This is a genomic window from Acinetobacter sp. UBA6571 (assembly GCF_002434085.1).
Classification (GTDB): domain Bacteria; phylum Pseudomonadota; class Gammaproteobacteria; order Pseudomonadales; family Moraxellaceae; genus Acinetobacter; species Acinetobacter radioresistens.
In genome coordinates this window covers 1-21,811 of sequence record NZ_DJJJ01000019.1, presented here as the reverse complement: position 1 = coordinate 21,811, position 21,811 = coordinate 1, and the positions used below count along the sequence as shown (strand labels likewise).

The following is a 21,811-nucleotide window of genomic DNA, read 5'->3' as shown; positions in this document are numbered from 1 at the left end:
TAGGTAAACCTTGAGGAAATAAGAGTGATTTCTGTCGGAATTGTGGGTGGTACAGGTTATACAGGCGTTGAATTGCTACGTCTTTTATTACGGCATCCCGATGTTCAAGTCAGTGTACTCACCTCACGTACAGAAGCAGGCAAGCGTGTAGATGACATGTTCCTAAGTCTGCGCGGCTATACCGATCTCCAGTTTTCAGACTTGGATATGAATGTCCTGAAACATTGTGACGTGGTGTTTTTTGCCACACCGCACGGTGTTGCCATGAAGCACGCTGCCGAGCTGGTTGCTGCTAATACCAAAGTGATTGATCTGGCAGCTGACTTCCGTTTACAGAACTTACAGCAGTTCGAGAAATGGTATGGTCTGGAACATAGCTGTCCGGATATATTGACTGAATCAGTTTACGGTTTAACCGAACTTAACCGTGAAAAAATCAAGCAGGCTAAGGTAGTAGGAAATCCGGGCTGTTATCCAACTACGGTTCAACTTGGTCTGGCGCCACTATTTAAATCTGAACAAGAGCTGGTTAAACCAGCCAGTATTATTATTGATGCTAAGTCTGGCGTTTCAGGGGCGGGTCGTAAAGCCAGTCTTGGCATGATTTACAGCGAAAATGCCGATAATTTTAAAGCTTATGGTGTTGCCGGTCACCGTCATCATCCAGAGATAGTAGAGGCGTTAGAGAACATTTCTGGCCAGAGCGGTGTATTTGACCAGATTCTGTTTATTCCACATCTGGTACCGATGATTCGCGGTATGTTCAGTACTATTTATGTTGATTTAACTGAACAGGGACAAAATACTGATCTACAGTCACTTTATGAAATCTTTTATGCCGATGAACAGTTTGTTGATGTAATGCCATCCAGTAGCTCACCTGAAACTCGTAGTGTACGTGGTGCCAACCAGTTACGTATTGCCCTGTATAAGCCACAGCCAACAAAACTGGTTATTTTAGTGGTTCAGGACAATCTTGTTAAAGGTGCAGCGGGTCAAGCGGTACAAAATATGAACCTAATGTTTGGTTTTGCTGAAAATGCTGGTCTGACCGGTATTGGCTTATTACCATAAAAAACGCTTTTGAACTTCACACATATTTATTTTTAGATTTAAATGTGTGCTTTGAAAAAATTTTTGTATTTTAGAGATGACGATGCAAAACACAGAACCTAATACCACGTCACATAAAGTGAAGAAGCCATTTTTGCAAACCAATATGCCATTGGTTATGGGAGGAGCACTTCTGACATTAGGAAGCCTGGCATTAGGATATTCAGTTGGCCATCGTCAAGGCTTGTCAGTGGTCGGTTATGATGCAGATGCCGAGCAACTGGTTGAAGTGGTCCAGAAGCAGAAAACTGCTCTAAATGCCTTGAACAAGAGCTTGAATGCAGCAATTCAGGAGCGCGATGTGGCGGTAAGCAATTCTAACGATTTGTATACTGCATTAAATGAAGCCCGTGCCAAGCAGTCTCAGGTTGAGGGTATGAGCCTGATCTATCGTGAAGTACTACGTGACCGTGGTGGCCTGAGTCTGACTATACAAAATTTGGGAATTAAACCGCTTTCTGAAAATGCTTATGAGTACCAGCTTGATCTGGTACAGGTCAGCCCCAATAAACGTCGTGCTTCAGGTTCGGTTGAGCTGCGCCTGATTCAGGGCACAGAGGTGCTGGTTGTACCTCTTGAAGACAATAAATTTAATTTCGAAGACTTTGAGCGTCTGACCGGGCGCTGGACTATGCCAAAAGGCTTTACACCTCAATTTATTGAGGTCCGTTTAACTGGAGCAGGCACGCCAGTCATCAAGCGTTTCAGCTGGCAACGTGGAAAACCTGTTGAAAATTCATCAGCATTTATTTCTGAAATTCCTCAAGCAGAAGCAAATGCACAGTAAGTGAAATAAAGATTGTATGCGAGCTACTAAGCGTAAAATAACCTTAAACGAAGTGAAAGCCTCTTTTTGTCAGACCGGCCTAGTTGATTGGCATCTTAATCCACGCTTAAGCGATTCGCAAAATGATGAAGCTGATGGAGAAATTGCAGTTAAACCTGCACCTCCGCAGTTAAAAAAACCACCCCTGTATGCCGTTGTTTTACTAAATGATGACTACACCCCAATGGACTTTGTAATTGAAATTTTACAACAATACTTTGCATTAAATCTTGACCAGGCAACTCAAGTAATGCTAACAGTACATTATGAAGGAAAAGGGGTTGCTGGCATCTATCCGCGAGATATTGCGGAGACCAAGGCAAACCAAGTAAACAATTATGCTCGGTCGCAAGGTCATCCATTACTTTGCCAAATTGAGCCAAAAGATTAAGGGGGTCGCATGCTCAGTCGTCAACTCGAAGTATCCTTACGTTTGGCTGTAAGCATGGCTCGACAAAAGAGACATGAGTTCCTAACGGTTGAACACCTATTGCTGGCTTTGCTGGACAATGATTCTGCAGTTAATGCGTTAAAAGCATGCGGTGCAGATATCGTTTTACTGCGTAAAGAGCTAGAAGAATATGTAGAACAACATACCCCTAAACTTGGTGAAAACAGTGACCAGGCACCACATCCGACAGAAAGCTTTGACCGGATTCTGCAACGTGCTATTTTTCATGTACAGTCCAGTGGCGGTGACCGTACTGTAGAAGGTGCCGATGTTTTGGTTGCAATGTACTCTGAGCGGGATTCCTTTGCAGTCTATTTGCTCAAGCGTCATCAGATTAACCGTTTGACCCTGACTCAATATCTTTCGCATGGTACTCGAAAAGACGAAGTACATATGGAAGAAGAAGCTGAAGATATTGAAGGCGAGGCCACCAGTTCTGCCAATGCAGGGCCGCTGGAACTCTATACTACAAATCTGAATATTGAAGCTCAAAAAGGTAAAACTGATCCACTGATTGGTCGTGAAAAAGAAATCGAGCGTGCCGCACAAATTTTATGTCGTCGCCGTAAAAATAATCCGCTTCTGGTGGGTGATCCAGGTGTGGGAAAAACTTCAATTGCTGAAGGCCTTGCATGGCTGATCGTCAATAACAAGGCGCCTAAGCCACTGGCGAATGCTGAAATTTACAGTCTGGATATTGGTGCGCTAGTCGCAGGCACCAAATACCGTGGAGACTTTGAAAAGCGTTTAAAACAGCTGTTAAATGCCCTGAAGAAAAAACCGGAAGCTGTGTTATTTATTGATGAAATTCATATGATTATTGGTGCAGGCTCTAGTATGGGCAGCACGATGGATGCATCAAACCTGATTAAGCCAGCGCTGGCAAATGGTACTTTACGTTGTATTGGTTCAACCACGTTCCAAGAATACCGTCAAGTATTTGAAAAAGATCATGCCTTATCACGTCGATTCCAGAAAATTGATGTAAACGAACCGACACTTTCAGAAAGTATAGATATTCTACGTGGCTTAAAACCTAAATTCGAAGACTTTCATCATGTAGAGTATGAAGATAGTGCCTTGGTTGCTGCGGTAGAGCTATCATCCAAATTTATTAATGACCGCTTTCTGCCAGACAAGGCAATTGACGTAATTGATGAAGCGGGGGCACAGCGGAGATTAAAAGCTGATGCAGACAATACCCTGATTACAGTTGAAAATATTGAAGATATTATTTCAAAAATTGCCCGTATTCCACCCAAAACTGTCTCTAAAGATGATAAAACAGTACTGAGTCATTTAGAGCGTGATCTAAAACGTGTTGTTTTTGGACAGGATGAAGCAATTACTGCACTGGCTTCAGCAATCAAGCTATCGCGGGCCGGCCTTAAGTCGCCAGATAAGCCGGTTGGCAGTTTTGTATTCGCAGGACCAACAGGTGTTGGTAAAACTGAAGTGACCAAACAGCTGGCAAAAATTTTAGGGCTTGAGCTGGTACGCTTTGATATGTCCGAATATATGGAGCGTCATACGGTTTCACGTCTGATAGGTGCTCCTCCTGGTTATGTTGGTTATGATCAGGGTGGTCTGCTGACTGATGCAATCCATAAAAATCCGCACTGTGTATTGCTTCTGGATGAAATTGAAAAAGCTCATCCGGATGTATTTAACCTGTTATTACAAGTGATGGATCATGGGTCACTGACAGACAATAATGGCCGTAAATCAGATTTTCGCAATGTGATCCTGGTCATGACTACAAATATCGGTGCAGAAAGTATTTCGCGTACTAGTATTGGTTTCGTAGAGCAGGACAACAGTAATGATAATCAGGAAGCAATGAAGAAAGCGTTCTCACCAGAGTTCCGTAATCGTCTGGATGGCGTAATTCAATTTAAGCCATTACCAACTACGATTATCGAATCTGTAGTAGACAAGTTCCTCACAGAACTGCAAGCACAACTGGATGAGAAAAAAGTTGTACTGGAAGTGGATCAGAGTGCGCGCGAATGGTTAACAGAACAGGGTTATGACCGTCTGATGGGTGCACGTCCAATGCAGCGATTGATTCAGGAACATCTGAAAAAACCGCTTGCAGAAATGATCCTGTTTGGTGAGCTGGCTGAACATGGCGGTAACGTTGCGGTATCGGTGAAAAAAGAAAATGGACAGGCTGTTGGGCTGAAATTGGAAGTTTTTGAAGACCAGACAGCTGAACCTGCTTAAGCTCTATTTAAAGATATAACCCGTGTTTCGACACGGGTTATTTTTTGGAAATTTTATGGACTTACAATTTACTAAGATTTTAACAACTTTCTTTTTATTCTTTATGACAGCGTTGGCTGAAATTCTTGGCTGTTATTTTCCCTATCTGATATTAAAAGACGGTAAGTCAGCCTGGTTGTGGCTACCTGCAATAATTAGTCTGGCAATTTTTGTATGGTTGCTGACTTTACATCCGGCAGCCTCAGGACGAATTTATGCAGCCTATGGCGGAATTTACATATTCACAGCGCTCTTATGGTTACGCTGGGTTGACCAGGTCATATTGACGCGCTGGGATCTGTTAGGCGGAGCAATTGTGCTTTTAGGTGCAAGTATTATTATTTTACAGCCTCAAGGATGGCTACGTTAAAGCACATATAGTAATTTGCCCTTGAGTCTTTATGTTAAAACTTGCACTGGGTATTTTTCATTTTAATCTGATATCGTCCATAGTCAGAATTAAGTGTCATGTTTAATTCATATGGGTTAACGCGCTGAAACTCATGTTCAAAAAAGTGCGAACAGTTGTTGATGACTCCTTTTCTAAATAATTGTTCTACTTTATTTTGTCCTACAGACTGGGCAAACTGCCTAAAATCAGGTGTAACAATTAGTCCCTGTACCTCTATATGATCTGCATAGCTCATGACCTGTTCAAGAACAGTATTTTCATCGACTTGATAAGGTAGAACACGTGAATTTTCTTCACTCAAAGCCTGTAGCACATCATTCAGACGGTTTTTATCAGTAATCTTATGATCGGAGCTTATAATGCGCTCTTGTATTAAGTACTGATCCAGACTGGTGGGCTGTGCGTATAGACTAAAACTAGATAGAAGGGTAGAAAGGAAAAGAGTCGTTTTAATCAGCATTATAAAATCAGATATAAATATTATGGTTTTTATTATATAAAGATCAAGGCTTAAAAAAAGCATCCGAGGATGCTTTTAATACAAAAAGATACTTATTAAGACTGTTTCATATTTTCATTGAGCAGGAACTCTACCAATGCTTTTTGAGCATGCAGACGATTTTCGGCTTCATCCCATACTACTGCATTTTTATGATCCAGCATGTTCTCTGATATCTCTTCACCACGGTGAGCAGGTAAACAGTGCATAAACAGGCAGTCCGGATGTGCAAGTCCCATCAATTTTTCATTTACTTGAAACTGTGCAAATGCCTGTTCACGGAGTTTCTGTTCTTCTTCCTGCCCCATGCTGGCCCAGACATCTGTTACGATCAAATCGGCATTGACGGCAGCATCTTCTGCATTGTTAAAGACTTCAACACAATGTGCAAATTCGGTAAGAAATTCTTCTTTAGGTTCATAACCTGCTGGAGATGCAATCTTGAGTTTAAAGCCCATCATATGTGCAGCTTCAATATAGGAGTTACACATATTATTGCCATCACCGATCCAAGCTACAGTTTTGCCTTCAATCGAACCACGATGCTCGATATAGGTTTGCAGGTCTGCTAGTAACTGGCAAGGATGATGATCATCGGTTAAGCCATTAATTACTGGAACTTTGGAGTAAGAAGCAAACCGTTCGACAATGTCATGACCAAAAGTACGGATCATGACAATATCGAGCATACTTGAGATTACACGGGCTGAGTCTTCAATAGGCTCACCTCGGCCAAGCTGGGTATCACGTGAAGACAGAAAAATTGCATCGCCACCAAACTGGCTCATACCGGCTTCAAAAGAGATACGGGTACGGGTGCTTGATTTTTCAAAGATCATTCCCAATACTTTACCAACAAAGGGTTGATAGACTTCATTGTTGTGCTGCATGCGCTTGAGTTCGCTGGCGCGTTCCAGGATGCGGTTGAGTTCCAGACTTGATAAGTCGCGTAAAGTAAGAAAATGCCGTAGAGTCATGTTTGCTCCACAATAATTGCTGTATAAAACAACAATTAGTTGCTTGCTGTTAGTGGAAAGGAAACGAATTAATATACTATAAGAGAATCAAAATGCAAAAGAACTAAGCCTTTTGATGGCCTTTTAAGAATAAATCTACACAGTAATGAATATATTCCATCATTTTCTGATGATCTTCAGCAGGTGCAAGGCCCATCAGGATCCGCCATTCAAAATTTCTCAAAATTCCAAAAAACATCATCGCAGAATAATTAGGATTAGGACAAACCAGTTTACCTTGCTGATGGCCTTTATCTAAAGCGACCGCAATACACTGCTGGATATGTTGTGGACCTTGAGTGTATAAATAGAGTGCCAGCTCAGGGTTACGCTGAGCCTGTTCAATCACCAGACGCATGAATGCCATATTTTCAGGCTGTATCAAGTGTTGATAGAAATTGATGAGTGTATGCGCAAGATAGTGACGTAACTCGCTAATATGAAAGTCAAAAGGAATACAAATATCTTTAAAAAATAATTCCCGGCGATAGTCACAAATTGCTGTAAACAAACCTTCCTTATTGCCAAAATATTTATAAATTGATGCTTTTGAACCACCGGCATGTTGGACAATATCATCAAGCGATACCGCATCATAACCCTTATCAAGAAACAGCTCATTCGCACTAAGCAATAAAGCCATTCGGCGTTCCTGTCCTCGACGGGTTTGCGGTTTTTCGCAATCAGTAGATGCAAGATGGACCAATGAATGATACCTACAAAGAAACAGTAAGAAAGGAAGATAACAATAAGTTTGAAAGAGTATAGCAAAACTATGCGCTAATTTCTGTAACGCTGTGTGGTCTCAAAAGCTTATTGTCAGTCATAATTTAATAAACAAAAAAATGAAAATGGATTCATTTTTCTTTGACTAAAGTTTTAGAGTCTGTATTCTAAAAGGCCATACCGGTTTAAAAGATTAAACCTTATACTGAAAATTCAATAACGATAGAAAGAACTGTGGAAGAGATCATGACACAACAAATGTCTGCAGGTTTAAGATTTAGACAAGCATTGGAAGCAGAAAAACCGCTACAGATCATGGGCACAGTGAATGCCTATGCAGCCATGCTGGCAACCCAGGTAGGCTATAAAGCAATATATTTATCAGGTGCAGGTGTGGCGAACTATTCATACGGTTTACCTGATCTGGGCATGACCAGTCTAGATAATGTTCTAGAAGATGTACGCCGTATTACTGAACGTGTAGATACTCCTTTACTGGTTGATATCGATACAGGCTGGGGCGGCGCTTTTAATATTGCCCGCAGTATTAAACAGATGATCCGTGCAGGTGCGGCGGCAGTTCATATTGAGGATCAGGTTGCCCAAAAACGTTGTGGACACCGTCCAAATAAAGAAATTGTGTCACAGCAGGAAATGGTTGACCGTATTAAAGCTGCAGCCGATGCAAAAATTGACCCCAATTTTGTCTTGATGGCACGAACCGATGCGCTGCAAAAAGAAGGCCTGCAGGCAGTAATTGACCGTGCCTGTGCTTGTGTTGAAGCAGGTGCAGATGCAATTTTTGCCGAAGCCATGACCGATATTACCATGTACCGCACTGTATGCGATGCAGTAGGTGTACCAGTACTGGCCAATATCACTGAATTTGGTGATACGCCGTATTATACAACGGAAGAGCTGGCTGAGCAGGGCATTCGTATGGTGCTGTATCCGCTTTCTGCAACACGCGCCATGCAAAAAGCAGCGCTTGAAGTAATGCGCTCCGTTCGTGAACAAGGTACACAGGTAAATGTGCTGGATAAAATGCAGCCACGAAAAGAACTTTACGAATTTTTAGATTATCACTCTTTTGAAAATACCTTAGACAAACTCTTCAAGCAGGAGAATTAAAACAATGGCTGAAGGAAAAGTACTGACAGGCGCTGGACTGCGCGGACAGGTTGCTGGTAAAACTGCACTTTCAACTGTAGGAAAAAGTGGAGCAGGCCTGACTTATCGTGGTTATGACGTACAGGATCTGGCAGAAAACTGTCAGTTTGAAGAAGTAGCTTATCTGATTTTCTTTGGTGAGTTGCCGACTGCTGAGCAGCTGGCTTCTTACAAGGCGAAGTTAAAGTCTTTGCGCCAACTGCCCCAAGCTTTAAAAGAAGTACTGGAACGTATCCCGGCTGATTCACATCCGATGGATGTTATGCGTACTGGTGTTTCAATGCTGGGAAATCTGGAAACAGAAAAATCATTTGACCAGCAGCAGGATATCGCAGACCGTATCCTGGCGACTTTACCAGCAATTATCTGCTATTGGTATCGCTATAGTCATGATGGTGTACGTATTGAAGAAAGTACTGATGATGATTCTATTGGTGCACAGTTCCTGCATTTGTTACACGGTAAAAAACCCAATGAACTGCATGAACAGGTGATGAATGTATCACTCATTTTGTATGCAGAGCATGAATTCAATGCTTCAACTTTTACTGCACGTGTCTGCGCTTCTACTTTATCTGATATGCATTCGTGCATTACTGGCGCAATTGGTTCATTACGTGGTCCGTTACATGGTGGCGCCAATGAAGCCGCTATGGATATGATTGAAAACTGGCAGTCTCCAGAAGAAGCTGAGCGTGAGATGCTGGGCATGCTGGAACGTAAAGAAAAAATCATGGGCTTTGGTCATGCCATCTATAAAGACAATGATCCGCGTAATGGGATTATTAAAGTCTGGTCTGAGCGTCTTGCGAAAGATGTCGGAGATACTGTTCTATATCCGGTATCGGTACGTTGTGAAGAAGTCATGTGGCGCGAGAAAAAGCTATTCTGTAATGCGGATTTCTTCCATGCCTCGGCTTATCATTTTATGGGTATTCCAACAAAGCTGTTTACACCGATTTTTGTAATGAGCCGTGTTACTGGCTGGGCTGCTCATGTAATGGAGCAGCGTGCAGATAACCGTATTATTCGCCCAAGCGCTGATTATATCGGTCATGAACTGCGTAAAGTTATACCTATTGCTGAGCGTAGCAAGCAGTCTGCTTAATACTGAAATATAAAAAGCAGAGGCATAATGCCTCTGCTTTTTTATGAAGTATAAATTTAGCGTTATATTTTACTTTTTACTGTTAAAGAAATCGGGTCTTCAGTGGTATAGCCCGTTTCTTCAGGAAATGCCAGATAACGTACTGTTACCAAGACTTGGTTTTGTGCGGGAATATAATATGCTTGTTTGACTGAAAGTGAAGGTTTATAGCTGACAGCCTGCTGTAGCTGACTGTTGAACCATATAGAACTCACCTTATATTGATAAGTGTATTGAGGTACTTTGAGAGTTTTATCTATCCAAATTGCTGGCACATTCGTTTGCTGTTTTTTTAAAATATGAATATTAAAAATTTTGGGAGTAATAAGCTGTAAAGGTTGAAGTCGTTGTTTTATTTTATTGAGTTCAGGCCGAAGTACATCAATTGACTGGTCATAATCAATCTTCCGGGTGCGTTGATTAATATATAAAGAATTTACTTTAAACAGCTTGGGTGATTGATTAGCTTTATAAAACTGATAGTAATAAAGTTGCGGCAGGCGGCCACGTCCGTCTTCATAATGGCGTAACAGATAAACTTTTTTGTCGGTAGGTTCATACCCTAAAAATTCAATATACTGCCCACCACCAACTGTAGCATGACTGATCATAGGTATAGCTACACATAAAGGTATAGTAAATAAAATAGGCTTTAACATAGCTTTTGTCCTATCAGATAGTCATAAGCTATAAATGCCATAAACGGGTAAATTTTTAAAGAAGACTTTTACATAGGGACCATCAGCAATAAAACAGATTTTTACTTATTCTTTTAATTACTCCAAGCTGGTTATAAGCAATAAAAAGTAAATAATTTCAATAGCACTTTAAAAAAGTGCTATTGATAACAGGAAGAAGTTAATCTTCAACTTCTTCTTCGATCTCATCGTCGGCTGTACTCATACCCAGTTCTTTGAGTTTACGAGTTAGCGTGTTACGACCCCAGCCTAAAAGCTCGGCAGCATGACGTTTACGTCCACGAGTTTGTTGCAGTGCTGCCTGAATCAAAGTACGTTCAAACAGGGGTGTGGCAATATCCAGAATTTTCATTTCACCATTTTGCAGTTTCTGAATCGCCCACTGACCTAACAGTTCATCCCACTGCTGGCTGGAGGCACGCTGTATGCTAGGAGATGAAATGGAGACGTCTTCAGCCCTCTGGATGGGTATCTGTTTAAGTTCTGGAGGAAGATCTTCTGGATAAATTTCTCGGCCAGTAATCATGACCGTTAGCCAGCGGCAGGTATTTTCAAGTTGACGTACATTACCCGGCCAAGGAAGTTGCTGCATATACTGTACGGTTTCCTGTCGCAGTATTTTGGGGCTAACTCCCAGTTCTTTACCTGCACGCGCCAAGAAATGCTGAGCCAGCATTGGAATATCTTCACTACGGTGCGCAAGTTTAGGAATATGAATCCGGATAACATTTAAACGGTGAAATAAGTCTTCACGGAAACGGCCATCGTGAACCAGTTTTTCCAAATCCTGATGAGTTGCAGTCACAATACGGACATCAACTTTTACTGATATATGTCCACCCACCCGATAAAATTCGCCATCGGCCAATACACGTAAAAGGCGGGTTTGTGTTTCAAAAGGCATATCTCCAATTTCATCAAGAAAAAGAGTTCCGCCATTGGCCTGTTCAAAACGTCCCTGACGCTGACTGTTTGCACCGGTAAAAGCACCCTTTTCATGACCGAACAGTTCAGTTTCAATCAGATCTTTTGGAATAGCCGCCATATTCAGGGCAATAAATGGTTTGTTTTTTCGTGGTGAATGCTTGTGTAAAGCATGTGCTACCAGCTCTTTGCCTGTACCCGATTCACCATTGATTAAGACAGTGATATGAGACTGTGTTAAACGGCCAATTGCACGGAATACTTCCTGCATCGCCGGCGATTCACCTATTATTTCGGTTGACTGGATAGGAGCAGTAACTCGGGATTCCTGTTGCTGCAATTTACTGATATGCAAAATTGCACGCTGTACCAGAGCCAAGGCTTCATCGATATCGAAAGGTTTGGGTAAATATTCAAAAGCACCTGTCTGGTAACTTGATACTGCAGATTCAAGGTCAGAATGTGCAGTCATAATAATGACTGGTAAATCGGGGTTACTCTGTTTGACTTTACTTAGAAAGGTGAGCCCGTCAATACCAGGCATGCGTATGTCGGTTAAAATAACATCTGGTGGTGCCAGCATAAGCTGATCCAGGGCAGATTGAGCCTCTTCAAAGCTTGTTACCTCGAAACCTTCTTCTTTGAAAGTTTTTTCCAGTACCCAGCGCATGGTGCGGTCATCATCAATAACCCAGATTTTATTTTGCGGCATGGTTTAACTCCCAAGGTAAATATAAGCTGAATATGGTTTGTCCTGGAACAGACTGGCATTCAATCATGCCGTTATGCTGGTGCATAATGTTCTGTGCAATGCTTAAACCTAGTCCAGTGCCTTTGGCACGTCCGGTAACAAGTGGATAAAAAACAGATTCCTGTATCTCTTCTGGAACACCCGGTCCATTATCTTCAATATCTATACGTATAGCAGAGCGATGTAATAATCCATTAATTGTCACCAGTCGCTGTATACGTGTTCTAAAAATAAGTTCAGGCCGGTGATGCACAAAAAAATCCCTGTTTTCTGATATTGCCTGTACTGCATTTGCACCAATATTGAGCATAACTTGAATTAATTGATCGCGGTCAGCATGAACTTCAGGTAAGGACAAATCATAATCCCGCACAATCTTGATTTTATTTTTAGTTTGATTGGCAATTAATGAGCGTACACGTTCTAATGGTTCATGAATATTGACATTTTCATAGCTTGGTAGCTGACGCGAACCCAGCATGATATCTGCCAGATTTCTAAGCCGGTCTACTTCATTAATAATAATATCGGTAAATTCTGCATATTGCGGGTCATTCAGGCTGCGTGCCAGTAGCTGGGTGGCCCCTCTGATACCTGCTAGCGGATTTTTAATTTCATGTGCTACACCACGGATCAATTGCCGTGCGACCTGATGCTGCTGAATAAAGTTCTCTTCTTTGGAAATTTTGAGCATGCGGTCAATCGGATTAATCTCGATTATGAGCAGGGGGTGATAGGATTTACCCGAATTTAGCTCTGAAACGGTATAATCTACATGAATATCCTTAAAATTGACGCTAACAATTGCCTCACGGCGGGTATAAGGCTGGCCTGTTTTAAAAGTGTTGAGCAGTGCTTCTTCTGTATTAAAAGTATCATCCGGTGTTTGCAGTAAATTAATAACAGGAAGGCCACTTGCACGTAACAGGCTAATATCAAACAGTGCTTCACAAGAAGAATTCAGGTAGAAAATATCGAGATTGCTATCGACAAGTAAAATTGCTGTAGTCAAGTGGTCTACAAGTAAACGATAGTCAATTTCTGTATATTGCTCCATTATTTGATCATTCCTGTATTAAAATAGCGCAATGCTTTCTTCATAAAACTCTTTCATGACTTCATTTAAGTAAGATTAAGCAAAATATAAGCCAACTCTAAAAGATTTGAAAATTTTTTAGTTTATAAGGACTAATAATTTGAAATATATAATTAAATTTTTAAATTTAAAAACATAAAAAATACTTAAATTATAAAATGTCTACTTATTTAAGTAAAAAATATTATGAACCAAATTGGTGCAACTATAACATTTATATATAATGTTGGATGTATATTGGTGCATTGCGTAAAGAGTCGGGATTTAACCTATGCTTGGAACAAGAAAAGACATACAATACGCGCATTCTAGTGGAGCGCAGGATTCATGAAGTCCCCCAAAGTCGGTTTTGTTTCTTTAGGTTGTCCTAAGGCATTGGTAGATTCTGAACGAATCTTAACTCAGTTGAAAACTGAAGGTTATCAAGTAGCATCAGATTACGATGGTGCTGATTTAGTTGTTGTAAATACCTGTGGTTTTATCGAATCGGCAGTACAAGAATCCTTGGATGCGATTGGCGAAGCCATGAGTGAAAATGGCCGGGTCATTGTAACCGGTTGTCTTGGAAAAGATGAAGACAAGATTCGCCAAATGCACCCGAATGTCCTGAAAGTGACTGGTGCAGCAGCGTATGAAGATGTTATGTCTGCAGTACATCAGTATGTGCCGGCACCACCCAAGCATAATCCTTTTATTGATCTGGTTCCTGAACAGGGCGTTCGTCTGACCCCTAAACATTATGCATATTTAAAAATATCAGAAGGGTGTAATCATCGCTGTACATTCTGCATTATTCCAAGTATGCGCGGTGATCTGGTTTCACGTCCGGTTGGTTCTGTGCTTGAAGAAGCTGCTGCACTTAAGCGTGCCGGTGTAAGAGAAATTCTGGTCATTTCTCAGGATACTTCAGCCTATGGTGTCGATACCAAGTATAAGCTTGATTTCTGGAATGGACAGCCGGTAAAAACCAAATTCTTCGACATGTGTGAAGCACTAGGGCAACTGGGAATTTGGGTGCGTCTGCATTATGTCTACCCTTACCCACATGTGGATGCTGTTATTGACTTAATGGCGCAAGGTAAGATCTTACCTTATCTGGATATCCCATTCCAACATGCCAGTCCGCGTATTCTGAAGTTGATGAAACGTCCCGCGCATAGTGAAAATACGCTAGAACGCTTAAAAGTATGGCGAGAAAAATGTCCTGATCTCGTGATTCGTTCGACATTTGTAGTAGGTTTCCCCGGTGAAACTGAAGAAGATTTTCAAATTTTGCTGGAATGGCTCAAAGAAGCTCAGCTTGACCGTGTAGGCTGCTTTACCTATTCACCTGTAGAAGGTGCAACTGCAAATGATCTGCCAGATCATGTGCCAGAAGAAGTAAAGCAGGAGCGTTATGAGCGTTTTATGCAGGTACAGCAGGAAATTTCAGCTGCAAAACTGCAAAAGCGTATTGGTCAAACTATGACGGTGCTAGTTGATAATCTGGAAGAAGAATTTCCAGTTGCTGTTGCCCGCTCTTATGCTGATGCGCCAGAAATTGATGGTAATGTATTTGTAGAAGATATTGATAAGAGCCAGATCAAGTCCGGCGATCTGCTTGAGGTGGAAATTACAGATGCAGATGAATATGACCTGTTTGCAAAGCTGATCCGTATCAAGTCGGTTTAAACACCGTAGCTTAATATACAAAAAAGAATTTAATTTTAAACCGATTTGGAGTGAAATTATGGCAGATAGTAATAGCCCGCGTTATTCACGCATCCTGCTTAAATTGTCAGGTGAAGCCCTGTCAGGTAATAAAGACATGGGTATCGATGCGAATGTGCTTGATCAAATGTCTTTATCTATTGCGCACTTGGTAGGTCTGGGCGTACAGGTAGGTATTGTGGTAGGTGGCGGCAATCTTTATCGTGGAAGTCAGCTGCAAAAAGATGGTTTGGTAGGTCGTGTAACAGGGGACCAAATGGGCATGCTGGCTACAGTGATGAATGGCCTGGCCCTACGTGATGCTCTGGTGCGCCGTAACATCAAAACCCGGTTAATGTCAGCATTACCGATTGGTACGGTGGTTGAGTCTTACTCTAGTCGTGATGCGATTCGTCATCTGGGCCAGAACGAAGTATGTGTATTTGTAGCAGGTACAGGTAACCCATTCTTTACAACTGATACAGCGGCTTGCCTGCGTGGTATTGAAATTGAGGCTAACCTGATTCTAAAAGCTACTAAAGTTGATGGTGTCTATAATAAAGACCCAAGCAAATATGATGATGCGGTCCGTTATGATCATTTAACTTTTGATCAGGTATTGGATGAGAAGCTAGGTGTGATGGATTTAACAGCAATCTGTCTATGCCGTGATCACAATGTACCGTTACAAGTATTTGATATGAATAAGTCAGGTGCTTTACTTTCAGTGGTAATGGGTGAAAAAGAAGGTACGCACGTTACGAACTAATGTACGTGTGACCTAAAGCTCTTTATACTATTGCTATTTATACTCCTTTGATTCTATTAAAGTAAGGAAAATCACATATGATTAACGACCTTAAAAAAGACAGCGAACAGCGTATGCAAAAGTCCCTGGAGTCTTTGGAACAGGGTTTTGCTAAAGTCCGTACTGGCCGTGCCCATCCGTCTATCTTAAATGGCGTTATGGTTCCTTACTATGGTTCTGATGTACCATTAAACCAGGTTGCAAACGTTGGTGTTGAAGATTCCCGTACTCTGGTGGTTCAGCCTTTTGAACGTACGATGGTCTCTGCAATTGATAAGGCAATTCGTGAAAGTGATTTGGGTCTGAACCCGATTACTGCAGATGCTATTCGTGTTCCAATGCCTGCACTGACTGAAGAAACCCGTCGTGATATGCAGAAGGTTGCCCGTACAGAAGCTGAGAATGCTAAAGTTGCTATCCGTAATATTCGACGTGACGTTCTAGGTGATATCAAGGCATTATTGAAGGAAAAAGAAATTTCTGAAGATGATGAGCGCCGTGCTGGTGAAGAGATCCAGAAAATTACTGACAAATATGTTGCTGAAGTTGATAAACGTTTGGCCGCCAAAGAAGCTGAATTGATGAAGGTCTAATTCATGACCGCATCCGAAGAGAAACATCTTCCTGAGCATGTTGCCATCATTATGGATGGCAACAACCGCTTTGCTAAAAAGAATCAGATGCAAAAAGGTGAAGGACATCGTGAAGGTAAAAATGTCCTCGATCCTATTGTTGAGTGCTGTGTAGAACAGGGTGTAAAAGCTTTAACTGTTTTTGCGTTTTCAAGTGAAAACTGGAATCGCCCGCAGTTTGAGGTCGAGTTGCTCATGTCTCTTCTTGAAGAGACAATTCATGACCAGATGCCACGGATGGAAAAGTTCGATATCTGTCTGCGTTTTATCGGAGATCGCTCACGGTTACCTGCACATTTGCGTGAATTAATGTTGCAAGCTGAACAAAGGACTGCTAATTTCAGCACAATGACGCTTGTTATCGCTGTCAGTTATGGTGGTATGTGGGATATTGCAGAAGCTGCAAAGCAGATTGCTCAAGATGCAGTAAACCAGAAAATCCAGATTGAAGATATTAATGTTGATTTGTTCGGACAGTACGCCTCGCTTGGAGATTTACCTCCTGTTGATCTGCTGATTCGTACCGGCGGAGATTATCGGCTTTCGAATTTCCTGCTTTGGCAGGCTGCTTATGCCGAGCTATATTTCACCCCGACGCTATGGCCTGAATTTACCGTAAATGAGTTCAACCACGCGCTCAACATTTTTAATAGCCGTGAACGGCGCTTTGGCAAAACTTCAGAGCAAATCCAACAAAAGAAACTTGAGAATTAATAAATGTTAGAGCGGATAATTACCGCATTGGTGTTGGTAGCAGTAGTACTGAGCTGCATGTTTGCTACCCAGTCAGATTATCCAATGTTAGGGCTTATGGTGTTGGCAGCGGGGGTCGCAGGATATGAGTGGTTTAAGCTCATGCCCAGAACTACAAAATATGTGATAAAACCGATTGCTTGGTGCTATGGTGTTCTCAGTGCCGCCATCTCGGCTCTGGTTCTCTATTTAAATGATATTGCCCTGTTACTGTGGGCTGCCTCTATTTTAACTTGGATTTTTAGTATTTACTGGGTAAAGTCATACCCTGAATATGATAACTGGTACAATGCTACACTTAAGGGTATTGGTATTATTCTTATTTGTGCGGCTGTTACAGCAATTTTTGCAGTCTGGCATAGTTCACCTTGGTGGCTGATGTATCTGTTTCTGCTGGTCTGGGGTGCAGACAGTGGTGCTTACTTTGTTGGTCGTAAGTTTGGACGAAAAAAACTGGCCCCCTCGGTTAGCCCAAATAAATCGGTAGAAGGCCTATACGGCGGAGTAAGCGTAGCCGCTATTATTATCGTTGTGGTGGCATGGATCTATCTCGATCTTACACTGATTCAATATCTGCTCTTCATTATACTTTCTGTAGTTACGGTACTAGGTTCAGTACTGGGTGATCTTTTTGAGTCCATGATTAAACGCCGCGCAGGCATTAAAGATTCCGGTCGTGTTCTTCCAGGACATGGCGGTGTACTCGATCGTATTGACTCTCTACTGGCCGCTGCACCTATATTTGCAGCGGGTATGTATCTGTTAAAACTTATTGGTGTAGATTTATAGATGTCACAATCTGTTTGTATATTGGGTGTTACAGGCTCTATTGGTCAGAGTACTTTAAAAATATTGGAGCAGCATCCAGATCAATATTCGGTGTTTGCAGTAAGTGCTTATAGCCGTATAGATGAGCTTGCCCAGATATGCAGACAATATCAGCCTAAAATAGCTGTAGTGCCCGCTGACCGTGTGGATCAGCTTAGCCGGCATTTAAAGGATTTGCAGCTCAGCCATATTCAAATCTTGAGTGGTGAGGCAGGCCTGATAGCCGTAGCTGAACATCCGGAAGTTGATGTGGTGATGGCAGCAATTGTCGGAGCAGCCGGGCTTTTACCGACTTTATCCGCTGTTAAAGCAGGTAAGCGAGTACTGCTAGCTAATAAAGAAGCACTCGTTATGTCTGGTGACATTATGATGCGTGCAGCGCGAGATCATCAGGCTTTACTTTTGCCGGTAGACTCTGAGCATAATGCCATTTTTCAATGTTTGCCTCATGACTATATGAATGCTGATGCGCATGGCAAACCTGTAAAAGGGGTGTCGCGTATTTTGCTTACTGCATCAGGTGGCCCATTCCGTCAGCATAGTCTTCAACAGTTGCATGAAGTCACTCCACAGCAGGCATGTAAGCATCCAAACTGGTCAATGGGACAAAAAATTTCAGTTGATTCAGCTACCCTAATGAATAAGGGGCTGGAATTAATTGAAGCCTGTCATCTATTTTCAATTGCTGAGCACTTTGTGACAGTTGTGGTTCATCCAGAAAGTATTATTCATTCCATGGTGCAATATGTAGATGGTTCAACTTTGGCACAAATGGGGAATCCGGATATGTGCACACCGATTGCTCATGCATTAGCTTGGCCTGAGCGTATACAGACTCATGTACCTGCACTTGACTTGTTTGCACAGCAGCAATTGAATTTTCAGGAACCGGATATCGTACGTTTCCCTGCGTTAAAGCTCGCAAGAGAAGCAATGAAAGCGGGAGGCGTAGCCCCTGCAATTTTAAATGCAGCCAATGAAATGGCAGTCGCAGCTTTTTTAAAAGAACAAATCCGTTTTACTCATATTGCTGAAATAGTTGAGCAGACCTTAAATACCGTTCACAATAGGTCTGCAGAACAGCTTGAGACCATACTTGAGGCTGATACGCAAGCGCGTGAAGCTGCATTTGACTCTATTGGAAAAATGAGAAGCTGATGATGAATGCTTTGTTTATGATTGTCGCAGCCATACTTTTACTCGGACCGCTGATTGCAATTCATGAGTTTGGACACTATTTTGTGGCACGTAAACTGGGTGTAAAAGTTCAGGTTTATTCGATTGGCTTTGGGCCAACCCTGATCAAGTGGAAATCAAAAAAATCAGGTATTCAGTATCAGCTTTCAGCCTTGCCTTTTGGTGGCTACGTCAAAATGCTGGATGAGCGTGAAGGAAATGTTGCTGAAGAAGACTTGCCGCAGGCATTTAACCGCCAGTCTCCCTGGAAGCGTATTGCTATTGTTGCGGCGGGGCCGCTCATTAATCTGGTATTTGCGATTGTACTTTTCTGGATTTTATTCCTGCCTTCACAAGAGCAGTTAAATACACGTGTAGGCAAGATTTTTCCCGGTACCCCCGCTGCAGCTGTGCAAATGCAGACCGGTGACAAAATTACTGCTATAGACGGCACACCAGTGAGCACTTGGGAAAAATTAAATTACGCTATAGTAGATCGTGCTGGTGAAACTGGAGTGATTCAGGTTCAGGTTGAACGGCAGGGACAATTACAACAGTTTAGTCTACCAATACAGAATTTCCTAAAAGATCAAAGTAAATCTCCTTTGGAAACTTTGGGTTTTATTCCTTATCGTCCACAGATTCCGGCAGTGGTGACCAAGCTGAGCGAAGATGGTGCAGCGATACGTCAGGGAATAAAGGAAGGTGACAAGATTGTTGCAATTGATGGCGTAAAAATGAAGGACTGGTTCGATGTAGTTGAAATCGTGCAAGCATCGCCAGAGAAGCTTCTAAAGATAGATGTATTGCGTAATGGCGAAATCAGGCAGCTTGATGTGATGCCACAAGGGCAACGAGACAATATGGGAAATGTCATTGGCATGCTGGGAGTACAAAGTACGCCAGGTAAAGTTACAATTCCTGACGAATATAAACAAACAATTCAATATAATCCTGCACAAGCTTTAATGATGGCAGTAGATAAAACTGGTCAAATCTCCGGGATGATTTTGAACTCGATGGCTAAAATGGTTCGAGGGCTGATCGGTCTGGATAATTTGTCTGGTCCAATTACAATTGCCAAGGTGGCAGGCCAAAGTGCCGAGATGGGATGGCAAACTTTTATTTCTTTTATGGCTTTAATGAGTATAAGCTTGGGAATTTTAAATCTGCTTCCAATACCAATGCTTGATGGCGGACATTTAGTCTATTATTTTATTGAAGCGATTCGTGGTAAGCCCGTTTCTGAACAAATACAAATATTTGGTTTGAAAATTGGTATGGTACTGCTCGGTAGTATGATGCTCCTGGCATTATTTAATGATTTTATGCGTTTATGACGTAGATGATGGAATAAACTAACTATGCGGCACACACATCTATTTATGCCTCTAGCTCTTGTTAGCGCTATGGCAGCAGTACAACAAGTATATGCAGCAGACGAGTTCATTGCTCGTGATATAAAAATACAGGGACTTGTACGTCTGTCGCCTGCAAGTGTCTCTACCATGTTACCCATTAACAGTGGTGATCGGGTAGATGATGCAGCGATTTCAAATGCTGTACGGGCACTTTATGCTACCGGCCTGTTTGATGATATTAAAGCTTCCAAAGAAAATGATATACTGGTATTTAATGTGGTCGAGAGACCAATTATTTCTAAAGTAGAGTTTCAGGGTAATAAGCTGATTCCAAAAGAAGCACTGGAAGATGGCTTAAAAAGAATGGGCGTGGCTGAAGGAGAAGTATTTAAGAAGTCTGCAATTCAGACAATTGAAACTGAACTTGAGCAGCAGTACACCCAGCAAGGCCGTTATGATGCAGATGTACGTGTACAGACTATTGCCCGTCCAAATAACCGTGTAGACCTGAAACTTGAGTTCGTTGAAGGCACTGCAGCAAAAGTGGTTGATATCAATATCATTGGTAATACCGTTTTTAAAGAAGACGAGATCAAACAGGTTTTTGCAGTACGTGAAAGCAGCTGGAGCTCAATTGTTACACGTAATGACCGTTATGCACGTGAGAAAATGGCTGCAAGTTTGGAAGCTTTACGCGCTCTATATCTGAATCGTGGTTATATCAATTTTAAAATCAATAACTCTAACCTGAACTTGAGTGAAGATAAAAAACATATCTTTATTGAAGTTTCTGTAGATGAAGGCGAGCAGTTTAAATTTGGCCAGACCAAGTTCTTGGGCGATGCGCTTTATAGTCCTGATGAACTCAAAGCACTAAAAATCTATAAAGATGGCGATACATATTCACAAGAAAAAGTAGATGCAGTCAAACAACTATTACTTCGTAAGTATGGTAATGCTGGTTACTACTTTGCCGAAGTGAATGTTGCACCGCAAATTAATAATGAAACTGGTATCGTAGATTTAAACTACTATATTAATCCAGGCCAGCAGGTTACTGTACGGCGTATTAACTTCTCCGGTAACAGTAAAACAGCAGATGAAGTACTGCGTCGCGAGATGCGTCAGATGGAAGGCGCATTAGCAAGTAATGAAAAAATTGACCTTTCTAAAGTACGCCTTGAACGTACCGGATTCTTCGAGAATGTTACGATTAAGCCGGCACGTATACCGGGTGCACCGGATCAGATTGACTTAAATGTCGATGTAAAAGAACAGCACTCTGGTACTAGTACACTAGCAGTTGGCTATTCACAAAGTGGCGGTATTACGTTCCAGGCCGGTTTAAGCCAAACTAACTTTTTAGGTACGGGTAACCGTGTATCTATCGACCTGTCCCGTTCGGAAACTCAAGATTACTATAATCTGAGCGTAACTGATCCATACTTTACCATTGATGGCGTCAGCCGC

21 protein-coding genes are annotated in these 21,811 nt (G+C 41.9%); 15 read left to right on the top strand and 6 right to left on the bottom strand.

Features of this window, described 5'->3' with window-relative positions; translation table 11 throughout:
• The first annotated feature begins 18 nt into the window (after window positions 1-18).
• The 5 genes from argC (at window position 19) to B3X18_RS02795 (ending at window position 5,025) form a co-directional block, all read left to right on the top strand.
• Window positions 19-1,074 (top strand): N-acetyl-gamma-glutamyl-phosphate reductase, encoded by a 1,056-nt coding sequence (gene argC / locus B3X18_RS02815; RefSeq protein ID WP_171057111.1) that lies wholly within the window; start codon window positions 19-21, stop codon window positions 1,072-1,074.
• Between the two features lie 76 nt (window positions 1,075-1,150).
• Entirely contained in the window at window positions 1,151-1,900 is a 750-nt protein-coding gene (locus B3X18_RS02810; protein WP_100222131.1) for a DUF6776 family protein, read from the top strand.
• A 16-nt stretch (window positions 1,901-1,916) separates the two neighbouring features.
• Complete coding sequence (gene clpS / locus B3X18_RS02805; protein ID WP_005014635.1) at window positions 1,917-2,330, top strand: ATP-dependent Clp protease adapter ClpS; 414 nt, start codon at window positions 1,917-1,919, stop codon at window positions 2,328-2,330.
• 9 nt (window positions 2,331-2,339) lie between these two features.
• Window positions 2,340-4,616, top strand: coding sequence for an ATP-dependent Clp protease ATP-binding subunit ClpA (gene clpA, locus B3X18_RS02800; RefSeq protein ID WP_005025664.1), 2,277 nt, complete (start codon window positions 2,340-2,342; stop codon window positions 4,614-4,616).
• 55 nt (window positions 4,617-4,671) lie between these two features.
• The gene (locus tag B3X18_RS02795; RefSeq protein WP_005014632.1) at window positions 4,672-5,025 is read left to right on the top strand and encodes a YnfA family protein; all 354 of its coding nucleotides are present in this window, start codon (window positions 4,672-4,674) and stop codon (window positions 5,023-5,025) included.
• 34 nt (window positions 5,026-5,059) lie between these two features.
• Here B3X18_RS02795 and B3X18_RS02790 read toward each other — a convergent pair whose 3' ends face one another.
• The 3 genes from B3X18_RS02790 to B3X18_RS02780 form a co-directional block, all read right to left on the bottom strand.
• Window positions 5,060-5,527: a hypothetical protein gene (locus B3X18_RS02790; RefSeq protein ID WP_106439046.1), complete on the bottom strand. Its 468-nt coding sequence runs from the start codon at window positions 5,525-5,527 to the stop codon at window positions 5,060-5,062.
• 95 nt (window positions 5,528-5,622) lie between these two features.
• A complete protein-coding gene (gene argF, locus B3X18_RS02785) occupies window positions 5,623-6,543 on the bottom strand; it encodes an ornithine carbamoyltransferase (protein ID WP_005025666.1) in 921 nt (306 codons plus the stop codon).
• Between the two features lie 103 nt (window positions 6,544-6,646).
• Window positions 6,647-7,288: a TetR/AcrR family transcriptional regulator gene (locus B3X18_RS02780; protein WP_026444099.1), complete on the bottom strand. Its 642-nt coding sequence runs from the start codon at window positions 7,286-7,288 to the stop codon at window positions 6,647-6,649.
• A gap of 266 nt (window positions 7,289-7,554) precedes the next feature.
• Here B3X18_RS02780 and prpB point away from each other — a divergent pair, with 266 nt between their 5' ends.
• Window positions 7,555-8,439, top strand: a complete 885-nt coding sequence (prpB, locus tag B3X18_RS02775; protein WP_017401069.1) for a methylisocitrate lyase — start codon at window positions 7,555-7,557, stop codon at window positions 8,437-8,439.
• A 4-nt stretch (window positions 8,440-8,443) separates the two neighbouring features.
• Window positions 8,444-9,586 (top strand): bifunctional 2-methylcitrate synthase/citrate synthase, encoded by a 1,143-nt coding sequence (gene prpC / locus B3X18_RS02770; RefSeq protein WP_005405565.1) that lies wholly within the window; start codon window positions 8,444-8,446, stop codon window positions 9,584-9,586.
• Window positions 9,587-9,648: 62 nt separating this feature from the next.
• On the opposite strand, the gene B3X18_RS02765 is transcribed toward prpC, so the two are convergent.
• The 3 genes from B3X18_RS02765 to glnL all read right to left on the bottom strand — a co-directional run bounded on the left by B3X18_RS02765 (window position 9,649) and on the right by glnL (window position 13,055).
• Window positions 9,649-10,284 (bottom strand): hypothetical protein, encoded by a 636-nt coding sequence (locus B3X18_RS02765; RefSeq protein ID WP_026444100.1) that lies wholly within the window; start codon window positions 10,282-10,284, stop codon window positions 9,649-9,651.
• 199 nt (window positions 10,285-10,483) lie between these two features.
• Entirely contained in the window at window positions 10,484-11,959 is a 1,476-nt protein-coding gene (gene glnG / locus B3X18_RS02760; protein WP_005405448.1) for a nitrogen regulation protein NR(I), read from the bottom strand.
• Window positions 11,946-13,055, bottom strand: coding sequence for a nitrogen regulation protein NR(II) (gene glnL, locus B3X18_RS02755; protein WP_005014623.1), 1,110 nt, complete (start codon window positions 13,053-13,055; stop codon window positions 11,946-11,948). Before glnL ends, glnG begins: the two co-directional genes overlap by 14 nt.
• Window positions 13,056-13,421: 366 nt before the next feature.
• Between glnL and rimO the strand changes: the two genes are divergently transcribed.
• The 8 genes from rimO to bamA form a co-directional block, all read left to right on the top strand.
• Window positions 13,422-14,765 (top strand): 30S ribosomal protein S12 methylthiotransferase RimO, encoded by a 1,344-nt coding sequence (gene rimO / locus B3X18_RS02750; RefSeq protein ID WP_005014622.1) that lies wholly within the window; start codon window positions 13,422-13,424, stop codon window positions 14,763-14,765.
• A 58-nt stretch (window positions 14,766-14,823) separates the two neighbouring features.
• Window positions 14,824-15,552 carry a UMP kinase gene (pyrH, locus tag B3X18_RS02745; RefSeq protein WP_005014620.1) on the top strand — a complete coding sequence of 243 codons (729 nt, stop codon included), beginning with the start codon at window positions 14,824-14,826 and terminating at the stop codon, window positions 15,550-15,552.
• Window positions 15,553-15,629: 77 nt separating this feature from the next.
• Entirely contained in the window at window positions 15,630-16,184 is a 555-nt protein-coding gene (frr, locus tag B3X18_RS02740; protein ID WP_005014619.1) for a ribosome recycling factor, read from the top strand.
• A 3-nt stretch (window positions 16,185-16,187) separates the two neighbouring features.
• Window positions 16,188-16,937, top strand: coding sequence for a polyprenyl diphosphate synthase (gene uppS, locus B3X18_RS02735; protein ID WP_005014617.1), 750 nt, complete (start codon window positions 16,188-16,190; stop codon window positions 16,935-16,937).
• A 3-nt stretch (window positions 16,938-16,940) separates the two neighbouring features.
• Window positions 16,941-17,765 carry a phosphatidate cytidylyltransferase gene (locus B3X18_RS02730; protein WP_005025673.1) on the top strand — a complete coding sequence of 275 codons (825 nt, stop codon included), beginning with the start codon at window positions 16,941-16,943 and terminating at the stop codon, window positions 17,763-17,765.
• Window positions 17,766-18,962: a 1-deoxy-D-xylulose-5-phosphate reductoisomerase gene (gene ispC / locus B3X18_RS02725; protein ID WP_005025674.1), complete on the top strand. Its 1,197-nt coding sequence runs from the start codon at window positions 17,766-17,768 to the stop codon at window positions 18,960-18,962.
• A gap of 2 nt (window positions 18,963-18,964) precedes the next feature.
• Window positions 18,965-20,320, top strand: a complete 1,356-nt coding sequence (gene rseP, locus B3X18_RS02720) for an RIP metalloprotease RseP (protein WP_005404177.1) — start codon at window positions 18,965-18,967, stop codon at window positions 20,318-20,320.
• A 24-nt stretch (window positions 20,321-20,344) separates the two neighbouring features.
• The coding region (gene bamA, locus B3X18_RS02715; protein ID WP_286935110.1) for an outer membrane protein assembly factor BamA at window positions 20,345-21,811 on the top strand (1,467 nt) is incomplete at its 3' end.

Coding starts and splice junctions, on each gene's coding strand:
- ispC (WP_005025674.1), top strand. CDS start 17,766: ATGTCACAATCTGTTTGTATATTGGGTGTTACAGGCTCTATTGGTCAG.
- prpC (WP_005405565.1), top strand. CDS start 8,444: ATGGCTGAAGGAAAAGTACTGACAGGCGCTGGACTGCGCGGACAGGTT.
- pyrH (WP_005014620.1), top strand. CDS start 14,824: ATGGCAGATAGTAATAGCCCGCGTTATTCACGCATCCTGCTTAAATTG.
- argF (WP_005025666.1), bottom strand. CDS start 6,543: ATGACTCTACGGCATTTTCTTACTTTACGCGACTTATCAAGTCTGGAA.
- B3X18_RS02790 (WP_106439046.1), bottom strand. CDS start 5,527: ATGCTGATTAAAACGACTCTTTTCCTTTCTACCCTTCTATCTAGTTTT.
- frr (WP_005014619.1), top strand. CDS start 15,630: ATGATTAACGACCTTAAAAAAGACAGCGAACAGCGTATGCAAAAGTCC.
- B3X18_RS02795 (WP_005014632.1), top strand. CDS start 4,672: ATGGACTTACAATTTACTAAGATTTTAACAACTTTCTTTTTATTCTTT.
- rseP (WP_005404177.1), top strand. CDS start 18,965: ATGAATGCTTTGTTTATGATTGTCGCAGCCATACTTTTACTCGGACCG.
- clpS (WP_005014635.1), top strand. CDS start 1,917: ATGCGAGCTACTAAGCGTAAAATAACCTTAAACGAAGTGAAAGCCTCT.
- B3X18_RS02765 (WP_026444100.1), bottom strand. CDS start 10,284: ATGTTAAAGCCTATTTTATTTACTATACCTTTATGTGTAGCTATACCT.
- uppS (WP_005014617.1), top strand. CDS start 16,188: ATGACCGCATCCGAAGAGAAACATCTTCCTGAGCATGTTGCCATCATT.
- B3X18_RS02730 (WP_005025673.1), top strand. CDS start 16,941: ATGTTAGAGCGGATAATTACCGCATTGGTGTTGGTAGCAGTAGTACTG.
- rimO (WP_005014622.1), top strand. CDS start 13,422: ATGAAGTCCCCCAAAGTCGGTTTTGTTTCTTTAGGTTGTCCTAAGGCA.
- glnL (WP_005014623.1), bottom strand. CDS start 13,055: ATGGAGCAATATACAGAAATTGACTATCGTTTACTTGTAGACCACTTG.
- glnG (WP_005405448.1), bottom strand. CDS start 11,959: ATGCCGCAAAATAAAATCTGGGTTATTGATGATGACCGCACCATGCGC.
- prpB (WP_017401069.1), top strand. CDS start 7,555: ATGACACAACAAATGTCTGCAGGTTTAAGATTTAGACAAGCATTGGAA.
- B3X18_RS02810 (WP_100222131.1), top strand. CDS start 1,151: ATGACGATGCAAAACACAGAACCTAATACCACGTCACATAAAGTGAAG.
- clpA (WP_005025664.1), top strand. CDS start 2,340: ATGCTCAGTCGTCAACTCGAAGTATCCTTACGTTTGGCTGTAAGCATG.